Consider the following 21956-nt stretch of genomic DNA (forward strand, 5'->3'; position numbering starts at 1 on the left):
ATATCAAGATACACGACGTCGAGGGACCAAGGGTGCGGCCCGCGCAGTCGAACACGCCGTCGCCGACCGTGCCGGTTAGCGTGCCGCCATGCGCCTACGACTCGGTCGCCCCGACCTCGCTCGATACGCCCACCGGTTCGGCGTACCTGCTGCGAACGGTCCCTTCGCCGTGACCTTCCTCGGCGTGTCCACGTTGCTGCTCGACGACGGCGAATCAGCGGTGATGACCGACGGCTTCTTCTCCCGGCCGTCCCTGGCGAAAGTCGGGCTCGGCAGGATCGCCCCGGACCACGACCGCATCACGGCCGCTCTGGCGCGCACCTCGGTCGACCGGCTCCAGGGCGTGCTGCCGGTCCACACGCACTTCGACCATGCCCTCGACGCTGCCGTTGTCGCCGAGAGGACCGGCGCAGTGCTGATCGGCGGGGAGTCCACCGCCAACATCGGGCGCGGCGGGGGGCTGCCCGAGGAGCGACTCCGGGTCGTGGCCTCCGGTGAGTCGCTGAGTTTGGGCGGGTTCGAACTCACCTGGGTCGAGTCCGACCACTGCCCGCCCGACCGCTTCCCCGGTCCCATCACTGAGCCGGTCGTTCCACCGGCCAAGGCGAAGGATTATCGGTGCGGCGAAGCATGGTCTCTGTTGTTCAAGCACACGAGCGGTCGGACCGCGCTGATCCAAGGCAGCGCCGGGTACGTCCCAGGGGCACTCGCCGGCCAACGAGCTGACGTGGCCTACCTCGGCGTTGGTCAGCTCGGGCTACAGGACGAGGACTACATCCGTGCCTATTGGGCCGAGACCGTGCAAGCAGTTGGAGCGAAGAGCGTGGTGCTCATTCACTGGGACGACTTCTTTCGACCGCTCGACGTGCCGCTGCGGGCCCTGCCCTACGCCGGCGACGACCTGGACGAGACGATGCGTGTCTTAGCCGAGCTTGCCGCCGACCAGGCAGTCGAACTGCATCTCCCCACCGTTTGGCGACGCGAGGACCCCTGGGCCTCGCTGCACTGATCTCACGTCTGCCCGTCACGGATTTGGCGACCCTCCGCTGCGCCGCGGCAGAGCCGGTTCTCGTCAGCAACGCGACGCAGTCGACATGATGCGTCATCGGGAGGACGCAGACGGCCATGAGCGACCGGGGCCTTGTAGCGTGGCCATTCGTATTACAGTTGCGACATGAAGATCAACGGCGCTGAGGTCTCTGAGGACCAGATCGACGAGTGGGTGGCGGAGGCTGAGGTCGGCTACGACGTTGAGATGCTGCGCAAAGGTGGCCGCAAGCCGGTCGGCGACGGGCCAGGCCGGGTCGTCCCTGTCCGTCTCGACGCAACGCTGCTGGCACAACTCGACGGCCGGGCCGAACACGACCACCAGTCGCGTTCGGAGATCATCCGCGCCGCGATCCGTGCCTATATGGCGTGAAGGTCCGTGACTCGGCCCTGAAACACGGCATCGATCCCGCGGACTCCATTCACGCCGCCGAGCATCCGGTCTTCCTGCGTGACCTCGGTGACGACCCTCATCGCCAACTCCGCCTCGGGTTCGACAGGCACGGTCGCATCCTGGAGGTGATCGTGCTGACGGCGGACGGCGGGGATCAAATGCTCATCCACGCCATGAAGGCACGCGAGCAGTACCTCGCCCTGCTCGACTGACGTCGCATTCAGTCGTCCGGCGCCAGAAGCGTGAAGGTTGCCCGACCATCACCGGAACCACGTCCGACGAATTGAGGTCGGTCGCGACCGTGACCCGAGGTGTCTTCCAACCGCTGCCGCATTCCGAAACAGGCCGGCCGGGGAGCGCGACGGCGCAGGAACGGCTCCATCCTTGGTTTCGAGACGACCCACCGCGAGCACCGCGTCATTCTCCCGAGCGAAGTCGCCGCCCGAGCGGCCTTCCACGGGAAGGGAACGCCCACGGCCGCACTGCCACGCGGCAGATACGGCGCAACCTAATGCTGCGAGGGAATCACATCACCGCCGCAGGTCAGAGCCGGTTTTCGGGCTCTTCTTACTTGAGGTGGGGGCTGGTGAGTCCGCCGCCGATGAGCAGCATGCGTAGTCGGTAGTTGTCGCGGTTGCGGAACCCGCGGGCGACGCGGCGGTGCAGCTCGATCAGTCCGTTGACCGCTTCGGTGCCGCCGTTGTTCGAGCGGCCAGTGTCGAAGTAGGCCAGGAACGCGGTGCGCCAGCGCTTCAGGGTGCGGCCCAGCCGGGCGATCTCCGGGACGGGGCAGGTCGGGAACGTCTCGATGATCTTGGTGGCGATCTTCTTGCCCTCGGCGGTGTCGCGGTGGCGGTAGGCCGAGCGCAACTGTTGGGCGCAGGACCAGGCGAGGTAGACCTGCAGGTGGGCCTCGTTGGCGGCGATCGCGTTCTCGAAGCGGGTCCACTGCTTGTCGGTGAGCTTCTCGGCCCCGGCGCGAAGAAGCTTCGAGATGCCGTAGAGCGGGTCGCCCTTGCGACCACGGTGGCCCAGGGTCTCTTGCTGGACCCGGCGCCGGCACTCATCGACCGCGTTGGTGCCGAGCTTGACGATGTGGAAGGCGTCGAGGACCGCGACGGCGTCTTGGAGCTTGTCGTCGATCGCCGTCTTGTAGCCCTGGAACGGGTCCAAGGCGGCGACCTTCACGCCCGCCCGGAAGCCCTCGCCACGTTCGTCGAGCCAGTCGGCGTAGGCCTTCCCCGACCGGCCCGGGACCAGGTCCAGCAGCCTGGCGCGGACGCGTCCTTGCTGGTCACGGGTCAGATCGACCATCCCGGTCAGCTCTTTCGGTCCCCGGCCGCCGTCGGTGATGGGCTTGGTGGAGACGTGGTGCCAGATGTGCTCATCGACCCCGAGGGTGGCGACGTCGGCGAAGCGATCCTCATCGGCGGCCATCTGTTCGAGCAGCGGCTTGATCGAGCGCCACACGGTGCGCCACGTCGTGCCGAGCTGGCGAGCCAGACCGGCCACGGACGCGTGCTCACGACGCAGCTGGGCGATGGCCCACCAACACGCCCGCGTGGTCAGCAGCGCACGCGGAGCGGCGAGCTGTGCGTGCTGCTCGGTGAACCCCCCGACCTCGCAGGTGGGCTCGGCGCAGCGCCAGGTGCGCTTGCGCCAGATCAGCTGGACCGGGCGGCCGAAGCAGGGCACGTCGACCAGGACCACGTCGCGGCGACCGCGGCTGTGGGTGATGACTCCGCAGACCCGGCAGCCCATCGGCGAGGGTGCGGACTCCACCACGACACGCAGCCGCTCACCGCGCTCGGCGACCTCGAGGACGTGGAAGCCCTCGAGCCCGACGAGCAGATCACAGCGCTGGCAGTAGGAGGGATCAGGACATGAACGCGCGCGGGAACACGCCGTAGGCTCGGACACCGTCGAGGCCTTCCGGTTGGGCAGCTTGGTCGCTCCCGATCTTGGAAGGCCTCGACCCCTTCTGCCCTCAGCTCACCGCCGCGAGTCGCTCACACCCACCGCAGGTACGAAGAGCCGGTTTTCTCTAGCAACGCGACGCATTCGACATGATGCGTCATCGGGAAGAGATCGGCGAAATTCCGCGGGATTGCGCACCTTTGCGCGCGACCGCGAATGGGAGCTGAGAGTGCCGCTGACCTGCGCCGATGCCGGTTTCGGCCGGGCCGGGGGTCTATGCGTTCCAGCGCTGGGGACAGCGAGCGCTTGAAGGGCTTTGCGAGTCAAAGTGCGCCCAAACCGCGCCCAGCCACGGCACCTGTTCACGCACGCGCAAACGCCCGCAGACCACCGCAGCATCGGTCACTTATCCCGGATCCACCGATGGGTCAGGTTCGGTGAGCTGACGACGGCCGTGGCGTCTTGAACCGTCTCGGGACGCGACGATGTGCCGGGCCTCGTTGTCCGGTGTCGTCCACTTGGTCCTCGGTCGCGCAGCGGCGGGCTGCTGGGTGGTCAGGCCGCGAGGACCGGTGGCGGGTCGTTGACCCGGTCAAACAGCGCCGTCCAGGCGCTCTCCCAGGGCCAGGCATGGGGCAGGTGCAGGGCGATGCGGCGTGCTGAGGTCGCGACCCTTGCCGGCACGATGATCAGCTTGCGACGGATCTTGGCGGTGGTCGCCTTTGCCAACTGTTGGTCGGTCAGGCTCGCGGCGGCTCGGGTGAGGTTGAACGCGATGACGGCGAGCACCAGCCAGGCGGCGTTCGCGGTGAACACCCCGGACGGCAGGTGTGCCAGCGCGGCACCTTTGAGGTCGGCGTGGACTTGTTCGATGACCGCGTGCTGGCGGTGAATCTTGTCGGCGGCGACGGTGTCCAGCACGCCTGGGTCGGTGGTGGTGAAGAAGGCGTGGAAGCGCCAGGTGTCGAACAGGGTGTCCTGGCCGGCTGCCTTGTTCTTCTCGGCGTTGAAGTCCGGGATCCTGCGAACCACGAGCCGGCCCGGGACGTGGTCGGACTTCTTCTGCGCAGCGAACGCGGTGAAGTCGATCTCGGCGACCTCGGCCCGGGAGATCCACCGCTGGCTGGCTTCGTCGAAGACAGCGTCGGTGTACTCGATCGTGGTCCACGCGTCCTCGCTGATCGCTGCGATCGCGGCCTTGATGCGTTTGTCCATCCGCACGGTCACCGACACCGCGGCCCCACCAGCGATCGCGGCGTGGACTGGTCCGCGACCGTAGAACGCCGAGTCCATCCGCACCAGGACCGGGTGAGGCTTGCCCAGCAGCCGTCGGGCGGTCCTCACCGCGTCGCCGACCAGACGCTTCGCGCCGCGCGGCGACCCGGTCGAGCCCTTGCGCAGCCGCTGGGCCACGACCACCGGGGCCCCACCGGCGACGGTGAGTGTGGCGAGCAGTGCGTTGAGACCGCGGACCCCGGAGTAGCCGAACCCGGCGCCCTGCTTGGCATAGCCGTGGACCTCGATGATCGTGTCATCGACATCGACCAACGCATACCCGCGATCCACCTCGGTGTCGGTGTCGGTGTCGGTGTCATCGTCGGCGCCGGTGGCAGCGGGTGCGCCGAGCAAGCCGGTGAGGCCGGCCAGTGCGATCAGGAACCGCGAGGCGACCGCGTCGAGCTGGCGCACGTGCCCGAAGGTGAAGGTCCGCAGGAACGAACCCAACGTCGACGGGGCGTAGGCCCGGGTGAACAGCCGACCCATTCCGCCATGACGCAGCAGCGCCATGTCATCGATGCTGTCGGCGCCGGCGACCATCCCGCCGACCAGCGATGCGACCTTCAACCCGGCGTTCGCGCCTTTGTCCGTCGGGACGCTCAGGTGCTCATTTGCCAGGTCCCGCAGGCCGGCGGACTCGGCCAATGCGAGCGCCGGAACCAGGCCTGCGGCCGACACGAGATTCGGGTCATCGAAGACCGCCGAGGTCGATCGAAGCGTGTGAGAGAGTTTCACCTCAGAGATGCCCTTGCTGTTGGTGTGAATCGTTGCCTCAAGAACTCCGATTCTCCCGCCCAGCAAGGGCATTCTCGTTCTACGCCACGCTCACCCACCCAAGTTCATCGGTGGATCCGGGCTAAGCCGGGGGTCATGCGGCCGTAGGCCTGGTCGAGGGCCGTCAGGGTCCGGTCCAGCGAGAGGTCGTCGAAGCTGTCGAAGTCCATCGGGGCACGTCGAAGCTCTCGCACAGCTCGCCATTGAAGGCCGGCGTCGCCTTCAACCATCGGTCGTCGAGGTGGACGCTGCAGTACCCGTGGTACACGAACAGGTCCGCGCCACCCATGAGGGCCCGCAAGTTGTCGGTCCGCAGGTGGTTGAGGAAGTCGGCGAAGCCCACCCGGGCAGGGATGCCCACGGCCCGCAGCGCTGCGGTCAGCAGCACCGGCCTTGGGAACGCTGTAGGCGCGGCCTGCCTCGAGCACGTAGCTGGCCCGGTAGTGCTCAGGGTCTCGGGACACCGAATGGGGGTCGTACCAGACTCTGTCCCGGACCGCTGCGAAGAGCAGGCTCGCCCGCTCACGCGGCGTCGATGCGCCGGCGACCACCTGCTGCGTGAAGTCGCGCACCGCAGCGCTGTCGTGATCGAGGAAGAAGGCCGACTCAAGGTGCGGTCCCGCCGTCGGCGTCATCGCCACCGCCAGGTGGTCGTCGGCCTTCCCGACCTCGACGACCATGCGTCGGCCTCCTCTTCCCAACGCGGCTGCGCACAGTGCGCGCCGTCCACACGCTGGAGCGGTCCTCATCGGACGCTCAAGTAGCTGTCGTCGTCGAAGCCGAGCCCGACGCTGTCAGCGAGATCGCGCAGGATCAACCACACCTGGTGCGCGATCCGGGCGACGACCTCGTCGTGCGACTCGTCGTGGTAGTCGAGCCAACAGATGGTCCCAGCATCGACCGGGTGCCCATCAGCCCCGCCATGACGCCGTCCCGGAAGGTCGACCTCGGGGTTGCGCAGGTACGCCCGACGCGGCGGCCACCACCTCCCCCAGGAACCGCGTGCGCCCCAGCCTGGCCCGACGCATCTCCCTGTTCTGCTGGCGCACTGCCATGAAGCGATCGAGGGTCGGATGCTCGGCCGCCCAACCGAGTGCAGCCCCGATGGCACCCGGATGATGGCAGGGCCGGTGCCACTGACCTGCATCGCGGGCCGAAGGGTGGTCGATGACCTGGTCCGCCGCGCACCGCAGCACCTCGCCGACGAGATCTTCCTTGCTGCGAAGTGGCGGTAGACGTGGGGCCGCGCATGCCTGCGCGTTCGGCGATCTGAGCGGTGCCGACCCCGGCGCCGTGATCCTCGATCGCGTCAGCCGCCGCCACTAGCTGTTCGCGCCGCGGACCTCGATGGGAGACGAGTCGAGATGACTCGGCGATCGGCTTGGAATGCTTAAGCTGTGGAGCGGGGATCGTCGGCGGTGGTGTTCGCGTATTGCGTTCGCCGACCGGCCACGATCGGTCACCCACCCCGGAGTTCGCCCGCAGCAGTGCGCATCTGGGAGATGGCATGGTGCTCGTCGCTGGTGAGAGTCGCGGCGAGTTCATTGACGTGTCGCCAGCGAGCGAGCGTCGATCCGTCGCTACGGCCGGCGGCAGCTAGAGCCGACCATGTGGCCGCGCAGCGCAGGAGCGCAGTTTCAGCCTTCGCCATCTCAGCGGACCGCGTTCGCCGCGCCACGTCGGCACAGAACTGCGCCTGCAACCGGCGGAACAGGCCGCCGCCGGTCCCTGCCTTCTCCACGAAGGCGTGGAGAGAGCGCAGCGCGACGTCCAACTCAGGTTCGGGCATGAGTTCCGGCCACCGGCCGACATCTTCCGCGAAGACCCCGATTCCATCGATGCCGGCACCAGCAACGGCATCCGGCGGCAGCACCGAGGTGTCCGGGATGATCGCGGTCGCCGCCGCTTGCATGTTCTCGACGGAGGCGACGAGGGCCGAAGCCGCGGTCGGGCGGAGATCCGGCAGGACCTGGGGCCAGTTCACGAAGTAGGTCGTGTGCCTGGTGGGCACGGGGAAGGATCGTGACGCGCGCGCCCGCGCAAGCGCATCGTAGGGGACCTCCTGCACCTCGGCTCGGTCGTTGTCAACCACGAAAGCGGTCTGGGTCTCGTCGTCGTAACCGATCACGACGATGTCGTGCCGACTCATCTGGAGGCGGACATTCAGGTAGGGCAACTCAGCGATGTCTGCCCACATCAGCACGGGACGACCTTGTCGTAGTTCCCCACGGACCCAGCCCCAACCGGTCACGGGGTCGTCGGTGCCACGGACGTCGACCTCTGCACCCAGCCTCGAAAGAAGGTCCACCTCAAGGTCACTGCTACGCCCCACAAGATAGATCGGCGGGGCAAGCCCAGGTACCCGGAGGTAGGTGAAACCCAGACCACCGCCCATCCCGAAGACCAGACCTTCGCTCGGCACCTCCTCCCAGCCGAGACCGGCCCACTCCAAGAGGTCTCTCAGCGCTCCGGAACCGCAATGACCGGCCTCACGGTGGGGATAGTCCAGCAGGATCCGCCGCGGCTCCGGCTGTCGGGGTAGGGACTCAACTGACATGGCAACTCCTGGATCGGCTCGCAGCGCTCTGTGCGTACGCCGGTGGGTCGGGCGCGACGGGTTCCGCGACTCTACATTCCCTGAGCCACGCAGGAGCTCGCGGTCGACGGCGGTCGTGACGGCTGGTGCAGGTCACGATTCGAGGGAAAGGAACCGGACGGCGACTTCGGAAATCTTGCTCGCCGTCGCGGTCCGGTCCCACTTGGGCAGCGCCAGATGACTGACCGTCAGGCGCACCATGGTGTCGGCCGCGTCGACGACGTCGTCTGGGGGAAGGCTCGGGTAACTCTCCGCCACCCATCCGGCTAGGGTGTCGGAGGCGAGGTCGAGAAGCCGCGCGGATGTCGTGAGCAGCGGGAGCATCCCCGTGGACGCCTGACTGCCCGCATCCAGGTCGCGGTTGGAGATGAGCACTGCCTTGAGCAGGGGGCTGCGTTCGGCCTCGTTCAAGGTGTAGTCGACGGCTGCTGCGATGCCGCCTTTCGCATCGCCGATGTGTGCCTCCAGCGCCTTCTGGATGCCCTCCAGGAAGCGCGAGGCCTCGCGGAGTACGACGGCTTCTCCGAGGCCGGCCTTGTCACCGAACTCCTTGTAGAGCGCCGCCCGGGACACCCCGGCACGATCCGCGACCTCCCCCATGCGCACCCGGTCCCAGCCGCGGTCGACGATCAGGTCGTGGGCAGCCTCGAGGACAGCGGCACGCATGTGCTCCCTGAACCGTTCGCGCATGGACGGTGCCCGCATGACAGAGAGGTTAGCGATCTCTATCTCGCGACCGACTCGCGTTACTGACCTGGACACGCCCGCACGCTACCTAGCGTGCTCGTCGGCCAGTTGGTCGACCATGGCGGCGAGGGTGTCCTGAAGCCTCTGCACCCCTACAGTCACTGCCGTCGCCCTCGGCAACTCTCGGAGGTCCTCGAGTGGCACCGGGTCCCCGACCAGCAGGGTGACCCGACGACGGCGGCAGCCCAGCACCACCCTCCCTTCGTAGGCTGGCACGATCGCCTGCACGCCCCATTGAGCGACGGGAATCAGTGGAGCTGACGTCTCCAGCGCGATGCGAACAGCACCCGACCTGAGCGACATCAGACGCCCATCCGGTCGCTTCGTGATCGATCCTTCCGGATACACGACGACAAGAGCACCACGCTCCACGGCTTTGACCGCGGCACGGATCCCAGACCGGCCGTCGGACCGATCGACCTCGACGTGGCCGGCCGACCGGAACCACCAGCCGACTGCTCTACTGTGAAACAGGCTCGCCTTGGCCATGAACCGGGGGGTCCGGCCCTGGGCGAGGATCATCTCCCCCAAGAAGAGCGGGTCGGCCTGGGAGACATGGTTGGCGGCCAGCACCGCGCCTCCCGACCCGGGCAGGCGTTCGGTGCGGCGCCAGTCCGCTCTCCTGCCCAGCAGCAGCAGCGGTTTGCAGACGAGCAACGCCAGCCACCACGCAGGCCCGCGGGCGTCTCCGGGGACGCGTCTCACGCCCGCGGACCGACGCGAGTCACGCAAGTCCGGAACGATAGGCAGGACTCTCATCGCCGTCCAGACCGTCGACCTCCAAGCCATCCTTGCTCACCTCGGCGGGCGATGGCTCGGTGGTGACCACGACCAGCGGTTACTGCGGCTTCTCACACCGCCACCTCCGCTGTCAGTGCGGCCATGTCGACCGCGGCCCGTTGGGTGAGCATGCGTTTGGTGGTCATGAAGTCTCGGGGACGGTTGACACAGTCAGCGGCTATCGGCTCGCCCTTCCGGAGGTAGTAGCAGGTGAAGTCGCGGTCACGGGTCGGGGCACCGCTCACGACGATGTCGTCATAGCCGGTGTTGAGTCCCGCGATCTGGAGCTTGAGGTCATACTGGTCCGACCAGAACCACGGGAGCGCCGCCACCTCCTTGTCCTTTCCACAGATGGTCGCTGCTGCCACCTTGGCCTGCTCCACTGCGCTCGGGACCGACTCCAGCCTGATTCGTCGGCCGTAGCGGGGGATGTCCTGCGACGTACAGTCCCCGGCCGCCACGATGTCAGGGTCACTGGTGCGGGCGTGGGCGTCGATGAGGATCCCGTCGTCCACGACCAGGCCGGCTGCCTCGGCGAGCTCGGTGGTCGGCTCGATACCGATCCCGACGATCACAAAATCGGCTCGGACCGATTCGCCGCTGGCCAGGACCACCTCTCGCAGGCGGGTGTCGCCGACCAGGGCCTCGACCGAGGCGTTCGTCCTCACGTCGACGCCCTCTTCTTGGTGGATCCGCGTGAAGAAGGCCGACACCTCAGGGGCGGTGACCCGCTCGAGGACCCGGTCTGCGGCCTCGAGGACCGTGACGTGGAGGCCCGACGAGCGCAGCGAGGCGGCGGTCTCCAGCCCGATGTACCCACCACCCACGATGACGGCGTTGCGTCCGGGGATCGCGTCCTCGCGGATCCGCTCCACGTCCGACGACCGACGCAGGTAGTGCACCCCGTCGAGGTCGGCACCCTCGGCGCGGAGACGTCGCGGGTGCGCTCCCGTGCAAAGAGCAAGAGCGTCATAGGACAGGCGGTCCCCGGTGCCGAGCACGAGCTCGCCCGCCGACCGGTCGATCTCCTGCACGCTGGCAGTCACGCGCTCGACGTCCTGCTTGACGTAGAAGTCCTCCGACCGGATGGCCAGCTCCTTCAGCGAGCACTTCCCGGCCAGATATGCCTTCGACAACGGAGGCCTTTGGTACGGCAGCGCCGACTCGTCACCGACCAGCACGATGTCACCCGACCAACCCTCCTGGCGGAGGCTGGTGACCAGCTGTACCCCGGCATGGCTGGCGCCGACCACCACCGCGCGTTCCGTGCTCATCCGGGGTCCTTGGGAGTGAGCTCGACCATCAGCTTGCTGATGCCGCGAACGAAGTTGGACTGCACGTACTGCGGCTCCCCGACCACATCGATCCTCTCGAAGCGCGGGAGCAGCTCCTCCCAGAGGATCCGCAGCTGCAGCTCGGCCAGCCGGTTGCCCATGCACCGATGCACGCCGAAGCCGAAAGCAATGTGGTTGCGGGCGTTGGGCCGGTCGATGATGAGCTCGTCCGGTCGCTCGAACACCGTCTCGTCGCGGTTGCCCGACGCGTACCACATGACCACCTTGTCGCCCTTGCGGATGAACTGGCCGTTCAGCATGGTGTCGGTCTTGGCGATCCGCCGCATGTACGCAAGGGGGGTCTGCCAGCGGATGATCTCAGAGACCATGTTCGGGATCAGGTCCGGGTTGGCCTTGAGCTTCTCGAACTGGTCGGGGTACTGGTTCAGCGCGAGAACTCCGCCGCTCATCGAGTTGCGTGTGGTGTCGTTGCCGCCCACGATCAGCAGAACGAAGTTGCCGATGAACTCCATCGGACGCTTGATCAGGTCCTTGGTGCCCTCATCGCTCTGCAGCATCGTGACCAGGTCGAACCCGGGCTCTTCGCCGGCCGCGAGCCGGGCGGCCTTGTCGTGCCAGAGTTCAGTGAGTCCTCGCGCCATCTCGAGCATGCCGCGGAACAGCTCGTCGTTGTCGGTAGTGGCGGGGCCGCCGTTGGTCTGCTCCATCGAGGTTGCCAGGTCCGACCACTCGACGAGCTTGTGCCGCTCCTCGAAGGGGAAGTCAAGCAGCGTGGCCAGCATGCGGGCGGTCAGCTCGATCGACACCGTGCTCACCCAGTCGAACGGTTCGTTGACGGGCAGGTTGTCCAGGACGTCCCTGACGCGCTCGCGAATGAGGTCCTCCATCTCATGGAGGTTCTTCGGCGCGACGACACCTTGGACGGCGCGACGCTGTATGTCGTGTTTGGGCGGGTCCATGGCGATGAACATCGCGACGTCCATGAACCGCGGGGGTGTTCCGATGACGATGAGAGGCTCGGCGGAGAAGACCTCGTGGTTCTTGTCCACCGCCATGATGTCGGCGTGACGCGTCACCGACCAGAACGGGCCGAAGGGACTGTGGGGCTGGTAGTGGACCGGAGCCTCGTTGCGCAGACGTTCGAAGTAGGACGCCCACCGCCCCTGTCGGTAGAGGAACGGGTTGCTGAGGTCGATGTCGGCGAGGGGGACCTCTTCGACCGGCGGGATCGGGGCCTCGACGAACATCGGCCCGTTCGCGCCGGTGAGCCACCGCCGGCCCTTGTCGTAGAGGCGCGCGCCCTGGATCTGTCGCTCCAGGGGGATGGCGGACTCGACCTTCGTCTTCACTGTTTCTGGGATCTTCACTTCTGGGAACTTCATCTGGCTTGACCTCCTGCTACATCTGGAACTCGGGCAACTGCACGGTCAAGCCGTCCCACGATTCGCAGACCTTGACTTGGCACGACAGGCGAGACGTCGGCTGTCGCTCGGGGTTCATCGAGAGCATCTCCTCCTCCTCGGGACCGGACCGGCCGACCTTGTCGGCCCAGGCGGGATCAACGATCACGTGACAGGTGCCGCATGCGGCCTCGCCGCCGCAGTCGGCATCGATGCCCGGGATGGCGTTGTTCGTCGCCACCTGCATCAGCGAGCTGCCCTCCTCAAGCGGGGCCTCGTGCTGCTCCCCGTCGTGCGACATGAAGGTGACCACTGCCATCGACAATTCTCCTGCCTTTGCCTACCGGATGGACGTTTCGGTGATGATTGTTGTCGACGGACCGCTGGCAAAGCCATGTCGTATCGTGTCAGTATGTTGTGAATTCGGATCACGTGAGGGTTGCCTGTGTGGACAGACGAGCCAGGCGTCCCGTCGCTGGCCTTCGTGCAACTCCTGAGCAGTCCGGCGATCGACGAGGACGCCGTCGAGCGTTTTCGCGTCATCATGGCGCGCGAGGGAACCGGTGAGCTGGCTCTCATCCAGACCCAGGGCGAGGCACCGCTGCGGTGGTTCCGCGAGGTCTATCCCGACCTCGACGTCGAGCAGGCCACCCGGCTCGGGATCGCCTGCGCAGAACACGCACAGCTCACGTCCTTCGGACCGTTGAGTGTCCCGTTGGTCAGCGCGTGCACAGTCGCAGAGGTCGTGGAGCTGCTGACCTACCTGCCCTTGATCACCAAAGCGGTCACCACGCAGTTCCATCCGCAGCAGGACGACCTGACGATCAGGCTGTCGGGGAACGCAGGCGACCCCGATCTCGACTGTCTGGTCGTCACTTACTGCGGACTGGCACTCATGCGGTTGATCGACCTGCTGGTCGGCGAGCCGTCGGAGGCAACCATGCGCACCCACTGGCCGGAGCCGAGCGTGCTACCCCGAGAGGCCGAGAGCCGGTCCCGGCTCGAGTTCGACGCCCCCTTCTCCTACCTGCACATGCCCGCAAGGACGCTTCGGGCTCCCTGCCGCTTCCCCGACCCGATCACCTACGGACTCGCCGTCACCGAGCTCCAGCAGGCGCTCGCGCGCCGAGCCGACACCCCGGAGTTCACCCGCAGAGTCCGGGCGTTGCTCGACGACGGGTCCGGGGCGAGGACGATCCAGTCCGTCGCGAACGAGTTCTCGATGTCCTCGAGCACCCTGAAACGGCGCCTCGCCGCTGAGGGGACCAGTTTCCGCGTGGTGCTGCAGCAGTCGATGGTCGACCGCGCCAGGAAGCGGCTTCTCGACCCCTCCACGTCGGTCAGCGAGGTCGCCAACGAGCTCGGCTACAGCGATCTCACCAACTTCTCGCACGCCTTCAAGAGATGGACCGGCAGCTCACCGAGCCACTTCCGAGGTGAGCACGAGCACCGATGAGGCGAGAGTGCTCAGTCCGAGCTCACCGACGGGTCCACGGCTGCATGCTCGGTGGCCTCCCCGGTGTCGGCAGGAGCAGCGAAGGCGTCGTCGGCAACTCCGGCGCGGGGGGCCATGCGGCCGTAGGTCTGGTCGAGGGCCGTCAGGATCCGGTCCAGCGGGAGGTCGTCGAAGCTGCCGTGGTCCCGCACGTACTCCATGTGCCGGGTGCCGTCGGAGGTGAAGGCGTGCATGAGCGCGTCGCTCTGTCCGTCGAAGTCTACCGGGCGCACGTCGAAGCGCTCGCACAGCTCGACATTGAAGGCCGGCGTCGCCTTCAACCATCGCCCGTCGAGGTGGACGCTGCAGTACCCGTGGTACACGAACAGGTCCGCGCCACCCATGACGGCCCGCAAGTTGTCGGTCCGCAGGTGGTTGCGGACGTCGGCGAAGCCCACCCGGGCAGGGATGCCCACGGCCCGCAGCACCGCGGCCAGCAGCACCGGCCTTGGGAACGCAGTAGGCGCGGCCCGCCTCGAGCACGTAGCTGGCCCGGTAGTGCTCAGGGTCTCGGGACACCGAGTAGGGGTCGTACCAGACCCTGTCCCGGACCGCTGCGAAGAGCAGGCTCGCCCGCTCACGCGGCGTCGATGCGCCGGCGACCACCTGCTGCGTGAAGTCGCGCACCGCAGCGCTGTCGTGATCGAGGAAGAAGGCCGACTCCAGGTGCGGTCCCGCCGTCGGCGTCATCGCCACCGCCAGGTGGTCGTCGGCCTTCCCGACCTCGACGACCATGCGTCGGCCTCCTCTTCCCAACGCGGCTGCGCACAGTGCGCGCCGTCCACACGCTGGAGCGGTCCTCATCGGACGCTCAAGTAGCTGTCGTCGTCGAAGCCGAGCCCGACGCTGTCAGCGAGATCGCGCAGGATCAACCACACCTGGTGCGCGATCCGGGCGACGACCTCGTCGTGCGACTCGTCGTGGTAGTCGAGCCAACAGATGGTCCCAGCATCGACCGGGTGCCCATCAGCCCCGCCATGACGCCGTCCCGGAAGGTCGACCTCGGGGTTGCGCAGGTACGCCCGACGCGGCGGCCACCACCTCCCCCAGGAACCGCGTGCGCCCCAGCCTGGCCCGACGCATCTCCCTGTTCTGCTGGCGCACTGCCATGAAGCGATCGAGGGTCGGATGCTCGGCCGCCCAACCGAGTGCAGCCCCGATGGCACCCGGATGATGGCAGGGCCGGTGCCACTGACCTGCATCGCGGGCCGAAGGGTGGTCGATGACCTGGTCCGCCGCGCACCGCAGCACCTCGCCGACGAGATCTTCCTTGCTGCGAAGTGGCGGTAGACGTGGGGCCGCGCATGCCTGCGCGTTCGGCGATCTGAGCGGTGCCGACCCCGGCGCCGTGATCCTCGATCGCGTCAGCCGCCGCCACTAGCTGTTCGCGCCGCGGACCTCGATGGGAGACGAGTCGAGATGACTCGGCGATCGGCTTGGAATGCTTAAGCTGTGGAGCGGGGATCGTCGGCGGTGGTGTTCGCGTATTGCGTTCGCCGACCGGCCACGATCGGTCACCCACCCCGGAGTTCGCCCGCAGCAGTGCGCATCTGGGAGATGGCATGGTGCTCGTCGCTGGTGAGAGTCGCGGCGAGTTCATTGACGTGTCGCCAGCGAGCGAGCGTCGATCCGTCGCTACGGCCGGCGGCAGCTAGAGCCGACCATGTGGCCGCGCAGCGCAGGAGCGCAGTTTCAGCCTTCGCCATCTCAGCGGACCGCGTTCGCCGCGCCACGTCGGCACAGAACTGCGCCTGCAACCGGCGGAACAGGCCGCCGCCGGTCCCTGCCTTCTCCACGAAGGCGTGGAGAGAGCGCAGCGCGACGTCCAACTCAGGTTCGGGCATGAGTTCCGGCCACCGGCCGACATCTTCCGCGAAGACCCCGATTCCATCGATGCCGGCACCAGCAACGGCATCCGGCGGCAGCACCGAGGTGTCCGGGATGATCGCGGTCGCCGCCGCTTGCATGTTCTCGACGGAGGCGACGAGGGCCGAAGCCGCGGTCGGGCGGAGATCCGGCAGGACCTGGGGCCAGTTCACGAAGTAGGTCGTGTGCCTGGTGGGCACGGGGAAGGATCGTGACGCGCGCGCCCGCGCAAGCGCATCGTAGGGGACCTCCTGCACCTCGGCTCGGTCGTTGTCAACCACGAAAGCGGTCTGGGTCTCGTCGTCGTAACCGATCACGACGATGTCGTGCCGACTCATCTGGAGGCGGACATTCAGGTAGGGCAACTCAGCGATGTCTGCCCACATCAGCACGGGACGACCTTGTCGTAGTTCCCCACGGACCCAACCCCAACCGGTGGCGGGGTCGTCGGTGTGCCGGACGTCGACCTCTGCACCCAGCCTGGCAAGAAGATCCACCTCAAGGTCACTGCTACGCCCGACGACGTAGATGGGCGGGGTGAGACCAGGCACCCGCAGATAGGTGAAGCCGAGCCCACCGCCCATTCCGAAGACCAGACCTTCGCTCGGCACCTCCTCCCAGCCCAGGCCGGCCCACTCCAAGAGGTCTCTCAGCGCTCCGGACCCGCAATGACCTGCCTGACGGTGGGGATAGTCCAGCAGCACTCGACGCGGCTCCGGCCGAAGCGCAGCGACCTCAACTGACATGGGAACTCCTGGAGTAGTCGGAGCACTCTGCGCGAGCGTGTGCCCGTCAAACGGTGGGCGCGAATCTACATGCATTCATGCACGCATGTAGACTCAGGCTGTGCCGCTGAAGCTAGGACGACAAGAAGACCGCTCGGCTGCTACCCGTCGGGCATTGCTGGACGCGACGGTCACATGCCTTGCCGAGCTCGGCTATACGGGGACAACCAGCGCCGCGGTCGCGGCTCGAGCGGGCCTTTCTCGCGGCGCGCAGCTGCACCACTTCGGGACACGCGACCAGTTGGTCGTGGCGGCGGTTGAGCACTTGGCGCAGCAGCGCCTGCGCCGCGTCCGAGAGCAGATGGCCCAGCTCGAGCTCCGTGACGCCGAGGACGGGGGGGCGACCGACCACAGGAGGCGAGGGACGGCGCTCCGCCTGCTATCAGATGCGCTGTCGGGGCCCTTGTATGCGGCGAGCCTCGAACTGTGGGTGGCCGCCCGCGCTCACGAAGAGCTGCGGGCAGAGTTGGTCCCCACCGAAGACCGCGTGAACGCGGAGCTCGCCGAGATGTGCCGCACCTACGTCACACAGGACCCCATCGAAATCCGACTCACCCTGGATCTCCTTCTCGGTCGAGGGGTTAGCGGTCTGCTCGCTCCTCATTCCCATGAACGGCAGTCCGAAGTCTTGGCTGCCTGGGCGCAGCGCCTCCAGGGCGGTCCTCGTGGCTGACATGCAAGCGCTGCTGGCCATGTGGGCGGAGAAGTTCGCCGTCTACCCGGACGGGGCTGAACTCCCGACTCACCACGACCACTGCCTGGGGTGCGGCCCGAACAATCCCCATGGGCACCACCTCCGGGCCCTGCGGCACGGGGATGGTGTGCAGGCTTGGCACACGTTCGACAATCGTCACGTAGGCGCACCGGGCATTGTCCATGGCGGCGCAGTCGCCACCGTTGTCGATGACCTTTACGGTTGCCTGCTTTTCCTCGAAGGAGGCCCTGCCGTCACCCGCCAACTGACGATCGAGTATTTGGCACCGGTACTCATCGGAGCGGAGTACCGACTCCAGGCCGATGTCGTCCGGCGCGAAGGGCGCAAGCTGTTCGTCGCTGCCCGTGCAACCGAGCCAGACGGTCGCGCGGTCATCACTTCTACGGCCGTGTTCGTGAAAGTGTCTGTCGAGCACTTCGCTCAGGGCAGTCCACCTGGCGTGCCTGCGGATTGACCGCGCCCGTCCTTGCAGGGCCGCCTCGGGCCATCGCTCGCGGCCTGCGGCCTGCGCCTCCAATCCGGGCATCCGCTGACGCTCACACCCGGGATCGGGACCACTCGAGCGGCTCGCCAATCCGGCCCCGACCCCGGGCCGTCGGCTGACGCGGTCAGTTGTGCAGATGGACGCCATGTTTGTACTCTCGGTACAAGTCCAGCACAGCGAAGGGATCCACGTCGGTGCGTACTGTCCCGGCTCACACGGCGGTCAAACTCAGCGTCGCAGCGGAGCTGTTCGCCGATCACGGTGTCGAGCAGACCAAGATCGAGGACATCGCTGCTGCCACTGGGATTCCCAAGGCGACGTTGTACTACTACTTCGCCGGCAAGGAGGAGATCCTTGCCTTTCTGTTCCGCGACACCTTGAACCGCGTTGCGGATGAGGTGGCCATCGCCGTCGAGTCGGAAGGGTCGGCAGCGGCCCGGCTCGCCGAGGTGATTCGAGCGCAGTTGCGGGTGATGGCGGAGCAGCCGGCGATCTGCCGGGCTTTGGTGGGTGAGCTAGGACGTGCGGGCCGTATCCCTGAGATCGCAGCGATGATTCATGCGGCCTACTACCAGCCCGTACAGTCGCTGATCGAGGACGGCGTGACTGAGGGCTCGCTGCGGCAGGTGCCCGATCCGGAGTCGGGTGCCATGGCGGTCTTCGGTGCGGTCACCATCAGCGCCCTGTCCTACCTTGTCACCGACCAGGCCCTGGACCAGGAGCGCATCGCGAGCGCCGTGACGACCCTGGTCCTCGACGGCCTGCGGCTGCGTCAGCGCTGACCCCGACCGCGCGGCCGCAAGCGACGGTGCCGGTCCCGACAGACGAGGATCTTACGACGTGCTCAACCAAGCCCTGCCGATCTGGGCAGTCCGCGTACTGGCCGCTGTCCTCGCACTGGCACTGTTCGTCCTCACCGTTGCGGTCGCCCTGCTGCTGCCGCACATCCCCCGGCTGGTGCGGGCGGCCTCGGACATGCCGGCGGCCCTAGAAGTGGTTGACCGAGCGCCGGACACCCTGGACCAGGTAGAGAGGATCGACCGCAATGTCGAGAGCCTCACTCCCCCTGTGGCCACCGCGACCGAGGACCTCTCCGCGGTCGCGCCGCACATCGAAACCCTCGCCGGCCAGATCAACCAACTCTTGGATGACCTGGCGGCCCTGCAGCGGACCTCCAAGCCGCTCGGCGAGGCCGCCCCCAAGATCGCGGCCCTCTCCGGGCAGCTCGAGGGCCTCCAGACCTCGCTACGTCGGCTCGATCGCGACCTCGTCGAGCCACTGACGGAGATGAGGAGGCCGATGCGGAGGCTCGCAGACACCGCGGGGCCACTCCCCGAGAGCCTGGAACGTCTCAACCGGAGCACCGCCGTGCTCGAGCAGCTACCCGGGTACTTCGACCGACTGCAGCGAATCCTCATACGTGTCGCGCGGCATGTGCAAAATCTCGATGAGAAGACAGGCCCGAACCTCTGGTGATCCGGGTGGCCGAGCGCTACCCACTCGTGACGGACTTACGTGCATGCGCGACGGCATGTAGCGTGCTCCCATCCGGACGCTTCTCTCTTCCCGGTCGCGTCCGTTGGGGGTGACCCAATGAACCGCGGGCCTGTCTGGCAGCCAATGGCGGACCTGCTCTCCGACGTGGTGTGGCATGCGGCGTGGTGGCTCTATGGCGGAATGGTGGCCTTCGGGAGTTGCTGGTGGTTCGGATGTGGCGGCTACCGCGAGTGGCAGCAATGGGAGCGTGACTGGCTTGAGCGGCGCGAGCAGCGACGAAGGAGCCGTATCGACAGAGACATCGCGCGCGGCCTGCGCGAGATCGAGGAATTCCTCCGGCTTCGGTGCTCCCCGCCGGTGAATGAGCCTCACGGCGGGACGCGGCCAAGGGTACACCGCGGCCACGGCCGACCGAGGCCGCTTCGATAGTCGCGCGAGCGGGCGGATCCCTTCATCCCGTACGGGCCGAGCCAGGCTCGCTACATGTGCCGGTGACGCAGACCAGCACGCGCCCCGGCCACACCGCCCCCTCCTTCGCACGCGGCCGTGAGGGCGGGCCACTACTTGCCGATGACCTCAGGACAACGCGCCACCTCCGTGTCCTGACGTTCCGTGAGCATGCGCAGGAGCCTGTCGCCCTCGACATCGAGGTCGGGCAGCATCCGGTCCAGCCAACGCGGCAACCACCAGGCCTTGTCGCCGAACAGCGCCATCAGCGCCGGAGTCAAGGTCATGCGGACCAAGAAGGCGTCGATGAGGATGCCGATCGCAAGCGCGAAGCCGATCTGCTTGATCATCACGTCATGGCTGAAGATGAAGCCGGCGAACACCGAGACCATGATCACCGCGGCGGCGACCACGACACGGCTGGCCTGATCGAAACCGTGAACCACGCCGGCCTCGCCGTGGTGGCCGTGGACGTGGGACTCGCGCATCGAGGAGACCAGGAAGACCTGGTAGTCCATCGCTAGCCCATAGAGGATTCCGGTGACGATGACCGGGATGAAGCTGAACAATGGCCCGCCGGTGTCGACCCCCACCATCCAGCCAAGCCATCCCCAAGAGAACACCGCAGTGGTCACCCCGAAGGTCGCCAAGATGCTGAGCAGGAACCCGAGCGTGGCCTGGATCGGTACGACGAGTGACCGGAACACCACCAGCAGAATCAGGAGCGACAGCCCCACAATGATGATCAGGTACAGCGGGACGATCTCGGCGAGCCGGTCGGACATGTCGATGCCGATAGCGGTGAAGCCAGTGACGCCGATCACGACGTCATGATCCTGGGCGACAGCCGAGCTGGGTGAACGGAGCGCCTGAACGAGGTCGGCCGTGGCATCGTCGTCTGGGCCCGAGTTGGGGATGACACTGAGGACTGCCATCTCCCCGTCCTGACTGGTGCCCACTGGCACCGCAGCGACGATCTCCTTGCGCTGCTGGAGCTGTTGGGTCACCGCGCCGAGGGTCCGAGGCGTGACGGCGGCGCCATCGGCGGACTCCACGGTCACCAGCAACGGACCGTTGTACCCCTCACCGAACCCGCGGGTGACCGCCTCGTAGCTCTGCCGCGCGGCGGTGTCGGTGTTTGCGCTGGCACCCGTCGGCAAGCCAAGGTCCATGCTCGCCGCGGGAACAGCACCCACCCCCAAGACCGCCACTACACCGAGGATCACCGGCCAACGGAACCGTACCACCGCCTTGACCCAGTGGTCGGCCACGCTGTGGCTGTCCTCCTCCCGGCGGGTATGCCCCTTCTTGCGGGCTTTGGCCGACACGATCCGCTCCCCGATCAGTCCGAGCAGAGCCGGCAGCAGGGTCAGCGCGATGAGGACAGCGAGCAGCACCGTGGCCGCGGCGACCAAAGCCATGGTGGTGAGCATCGAGATGCCAATGACGGTGAGCGCGACCAAGGCCACGATCACGGTGAGACCGGCGAAGAGCACGGCGCTGCCTGCCGTTCCAACCGCCCGGCCAGCCGCCTCGCGGGCGTCGAGGTCGCGATCGATGATCAGTCGCCGCTGCCGGTTGACCACGAACAACGCGTAGTCGATTCCCACCGCGAGGCCGATCATCAACGCCAGGACAGGGGTTGCGGTGTTCATCTCCACCGTCGTCGACAGGGCAAACGCCGTTCCCACGCCCACCCCGACCCCGACGAGGGCGGTGATCAATGGAAGGCCAGCGGCGACGAGCGAGCCAAGCGTAAGAACGAGGACCACGGCCGCGACCGCGAGACCGACCACCTCGGCGGCGCCGACCGGGATCTCGATCGCCTTCAGCGAGTCACTCGGCAGGACCCGCAGACCGGTGCCCCGCTCCGCATCCTCGACGACCGACAAGACCGCGGAGACCTGCTCGTCGGTCAGCGACGTGGACGGCACGGTGAACTGGAACTGGAACAGCGCCACTGGCGCCTGAGTCGAGACCAGCACCCCCGGCGCCGGGGTCCCGTCGAGGACCAGCGGCTGGTACGGCGGCGCCGTCCCCGGCCCGCTTTCCGGCTGGTCAGCCCCAGGCCCTCCCGGCGGCTGCCCCTGACCCTGGCTCAAGTCAGCCGGGTTGATGACCTGGTCCAGCTCGTAGACGTCCTGGACCGTCTCAGCGATCGCGGCCATCCGCGCGGGGGTATCCAGCCGGTCGCCGTCTGGAACGGTGAACACCACACTGGCCTGGCCTCCCGATGCCTCCGGCAGCTCCCGAGAGACCCGATCGAGAACCTGCTGGGCCTCGGTGTTGTCGATCTTCATCTCCGAGGTCACCTTCACCCCGTTGACCACCAGTGCAGCCACGACGGCAGCCAGCACCAACACCCACCCGACGATGATGGGCCAGGGCTTGCCGAAGCAACCGCGCCCGAGGCGGTACAAGAACGTGGACATGAGCTGC

General features: G+C 67.2%; 18 protein-coding genes and 3 pseudogenes. 8 read left to right on the forward strand and 13 right to left on the reverse strand.

Annotation, left to right across the window (positions count from 1 at the left end):
• The first annotated feature begins 88 nt into the window (after positions 1 to 88).
• From J2S59_RS15215 to J2S59_RS15225, 3 genes are all read left to right on the forward strand, one after another.
• Entirely contained in the window at positions 89 to 1009 is a 921-nt protein-coding gene (locus tag J2S59_RS15215; RefSeq protein ID WP_306825263.1) for an MBL fold metallo-hydrolase, read from the forward strand.
• 165 nt (positions 1010 to 1174) lie between these two features.
• The gene (locus J2S59_RS15220; RefSeq protein WP_068121148.1) at positions 1175 to 1420 is read left to right on the forward strand and encodes a ribbon-helix-helix domain-containing protein; all 246 of its coding nucleotides are present in this window, start codon (positions 1175 to 1177) and stop codon (positions 1418 to 1420) included.
• Entirely contained in the window at positions 1417 to 1653 is a 237-nt protein-coding gene (locus tag J2S59_RS15225) for a toxin (protein ID WP_068121151.1), read from the forward strand. The genes J2S59_RS15220 and J2S59_RS15225 overlap by 4 nt, the downstream gene beginning before the upstream one ends.
• Positions 1654 to 2008: 355 nt before the next feature.
• Here the strand turns inward: J2S59_RS15225 and J2S59_RS15230 are convergent, their stop codons facing one another.
• From J2S59_RS15230 to J2S59_RS15270, 9 genes and pseudogenes are all read right to left on the reverse strand, one after another.
• Complete coding sequence (locus J2S59_RS15230) at positions 2009 to 3361, reverse strand: ISL3 family transposase (protein ID WP_220138607.1); 1353 nt, start codon at positions 3359 to 3361, stop codon at positions 2009 to 2011.
• A 552-nt stretch (positions 3362 to 3913) separates the two neighbouring features.
• The gene (locus J2S59_RS15235) at positions 3914 to 5371 is read right to left on the reverse strand and encodes an IS1380 family transposase (RefSeq protein ID WP_306825456.1); all 1458 of its coding nucleotides are present in this window, start codon (positions 5369 to 5371) and stop codon (positions 3914 to 3916) included.
• Positions 5372 to 5808: 437 nt separating this feature from the next.
• Positions 5809 to 6159: pseudogene (locus J2S59_RS15240) on the reverse strand (transglutaminase domain-containing protein); the annotation flags it as partial.
• A gap of 710 nt (positions 6160 to 6869) precedes the next feature.
• A complete protein-coding gene (locus J2S59_RS15245) occupies positions 6870 to 7967 on the reverse strand; it encodes a BtrH N-terminal domain-containing protein (RefSeq protein WP_306825264.1) in 1098 nt (365 codons plus the stop codon).
• A 132-nt stretch (positions 7968 to 8099) separates the two neighbouring features.
• On the reverse strand, positions 8100 to 8711 hold the full coding sequence (locus J2S59_RS15250; protein WP_246360341.1) for a TetR/AcrR family transcriptional regulator: 612 nt from the start codon (positions 8709 to 8711) through the stop codon (positions 8100 to 8102).
• Positions 8712 to 8777: 66 nt separating this feature from the next.
• Positions 8778 to 9485: a lysophospholipid acyltransferase family protein gene (locus J2S59_RS15255; RefSeq protein WP_246360343.1), complete on the reverse strand. Its 708-nt coding sequence runs from the start codon at positions 9483 to 9485 to the stop codon at positions 8778 to 8780.
• A gap of 119 nt (positions 9486 to 9604) precedes the next feature.
• Positions 9605 to 10807: an NAD(P)/FAD-dependent oxidoreductase gene (locus J2S59_RS15260; RefSeq protein WP_068121180.1), complete on the reverse strand. Its 1203-nt coding sequence runs from the start codon at positions 10805 to 10807 to the stop codon at positions 9605 to 9607.
• Between the two features lie 11 nt (positions 10808 to 10818).
• Positions 10819 to 12195 (reverse strand): annotated as a pseudogene (locus tag J2S59_RS15265) (cytochrome P450); the annotation flags it as partial.
• 31 nt (positions 12196 to 12226) lie between these two features.
• Positions 12227 to 12547 (reverse strand): 2Fe-2S iron-sulfur cluster-binding protein, encoded by a 321-nt coding sequence (locus tag J2S59_RS15270; RefSeq protein WP_068121188.1) that lies wholly within the window; start codon positions 12545 to 12547, stop codon positions 12227 to 12229.
• Positions 12548 to 12673: 126 nt separating this feature from the next.
• Here J2S59_RS15270 and J2S59_RS15275 point away from each other — a divergent pair, with 126 nt between their 5' ends.
• On the forward strand, positions 12674 to 13684 hold the full coding sequence (locus J2S59_RS15275; RefSeq protein WP_068121191.1) for an AraC family transcriptional regulator: 1011 nt from the start codon (positions 12674 to 12676) through the stop codon (positions 13682 to 13684).
• 11 nt (positions 13685 to 13695) lie between these two features.
• Here the strand turns inward: J2S59_RS15275 and J2S59_RS15280 are convergent, their stop codons facing one another.
• From J2S59_RS15280 to J2S59_RS15290, 3 genes and pseudogenes are all read right to left on the reverse strand, one after another.
• Positions 13696 to 14166 carry a transglutaminase-like domain-containing protein gene (locus J2S59_RS15280; protein WP_246360344.1) on the reverse strand — a complete coding sequence of 157 codons (471 nt, stop codon included), beginning with the start codon at positions 14164 to 14166 and terminating at the stop codon, positions 13696 to 13698.
• Between the two features lie 55 nt (positions 14167 to 14221).
• Positions 14222 to 14527, reverse strand: a pseudogene (locus J2S59_RS15285) (hypothetical protein); the annotation flags it as partial.
• Positions 14528 to 15237: 710 nt separating this feature from the next.
• On the reverse strand, positions 15238 to 16335 hold the full coding sequence (locus J2S59_RS15290) for a BtrH N-terminal domain-containing protein (RefSeq protein WP_068124011.1): 1098 nt from the start codon (positions 16333 to 16335) through the stop codon (positions 15238 to 15240).
• 100 nt (positions 16336 to 16435) lie between these two features.
• Here J2S59_RS15290 and J2S59_RS15295 point away from each other — a divergent pair, with 100 nt between their 5' ends.
• The 4 genes from J2S59_RS15295 (at position 16436) to J2S59_RS15310 (ending at position 19049) form a co-directional block, all read left to right on the forward strand.
• A complete protein-coding gene (locus J2S59_RS15295; RefSeq protein WP_179516878.1) occupies positions 16436 to 17047 on the forward strand; it encodes a TetR/AcrR family transcriptional regulator in 612 nt (203 codons plus the stop codon).
• Position 17048: 1 nt separating this feature from the next.
• Positions 17049 to 17543, forward strand: a complete 495-nt coding sequence (locus J2S59_RS15300) for a PaaI family thioesterase (protein WP_068124015.1) — start codon at positions 17049 to 17051, stop codon at positions 17541 to 17543.
• A gap of 224 nt (positions 17544 to 17767) precedes the next feature.
• Positions 17768 to 18355 (forward strand): TetR/AcrR family transcriptional regulator, encoded by a 588-nt coding sequence (locus J2S59_RS15305; RefSeq protein WP_068124016.1) that lies wholly within the window; start codon positions 17768 to 17770, stop codon positions 18353 to 18355.
• A gap of 58 nt (positions 18356 to 18413) precedes the next feature.
• Complete coding sequence (locus tag J2S59_RS15310) at positions 18414 to 19049, forward strand: hypothetical protein (protein ID WP_068124018.1); 636 nt, start codon at positions 18414 to 18416, stop codon at positions 19047 to 19049.
• A gap of 581 nt (positions 19050 to 19630) precedes the next feature.
• On the opposite strand, the gene J2S59_RS15315 is transcribed toward J2S59_RS15310, so the two are convergent.
• Positions 19631 to 21949: an MMPL family transporter gene (locus J2S59_RS15315; protein ID WP_068124021.1), complete on the reverse strand. Its 2319-nt coding sequence runs from the start codon at positions 21947 to 21949 to the stop codon at positions 19631 to 19633.
• Positions 21950 to 21956: the final 7 nt, after the last annotated feature.

Source organism: Nocardioides massiliensis (assembly GCF_030811215.1).
Lineage (GTDB): Bacteria > Actinomycetota > Actinomycetes > Propionibacteriales > Nocardioidaceae > Nocardioides_A > Nocardioides_A massiliensis.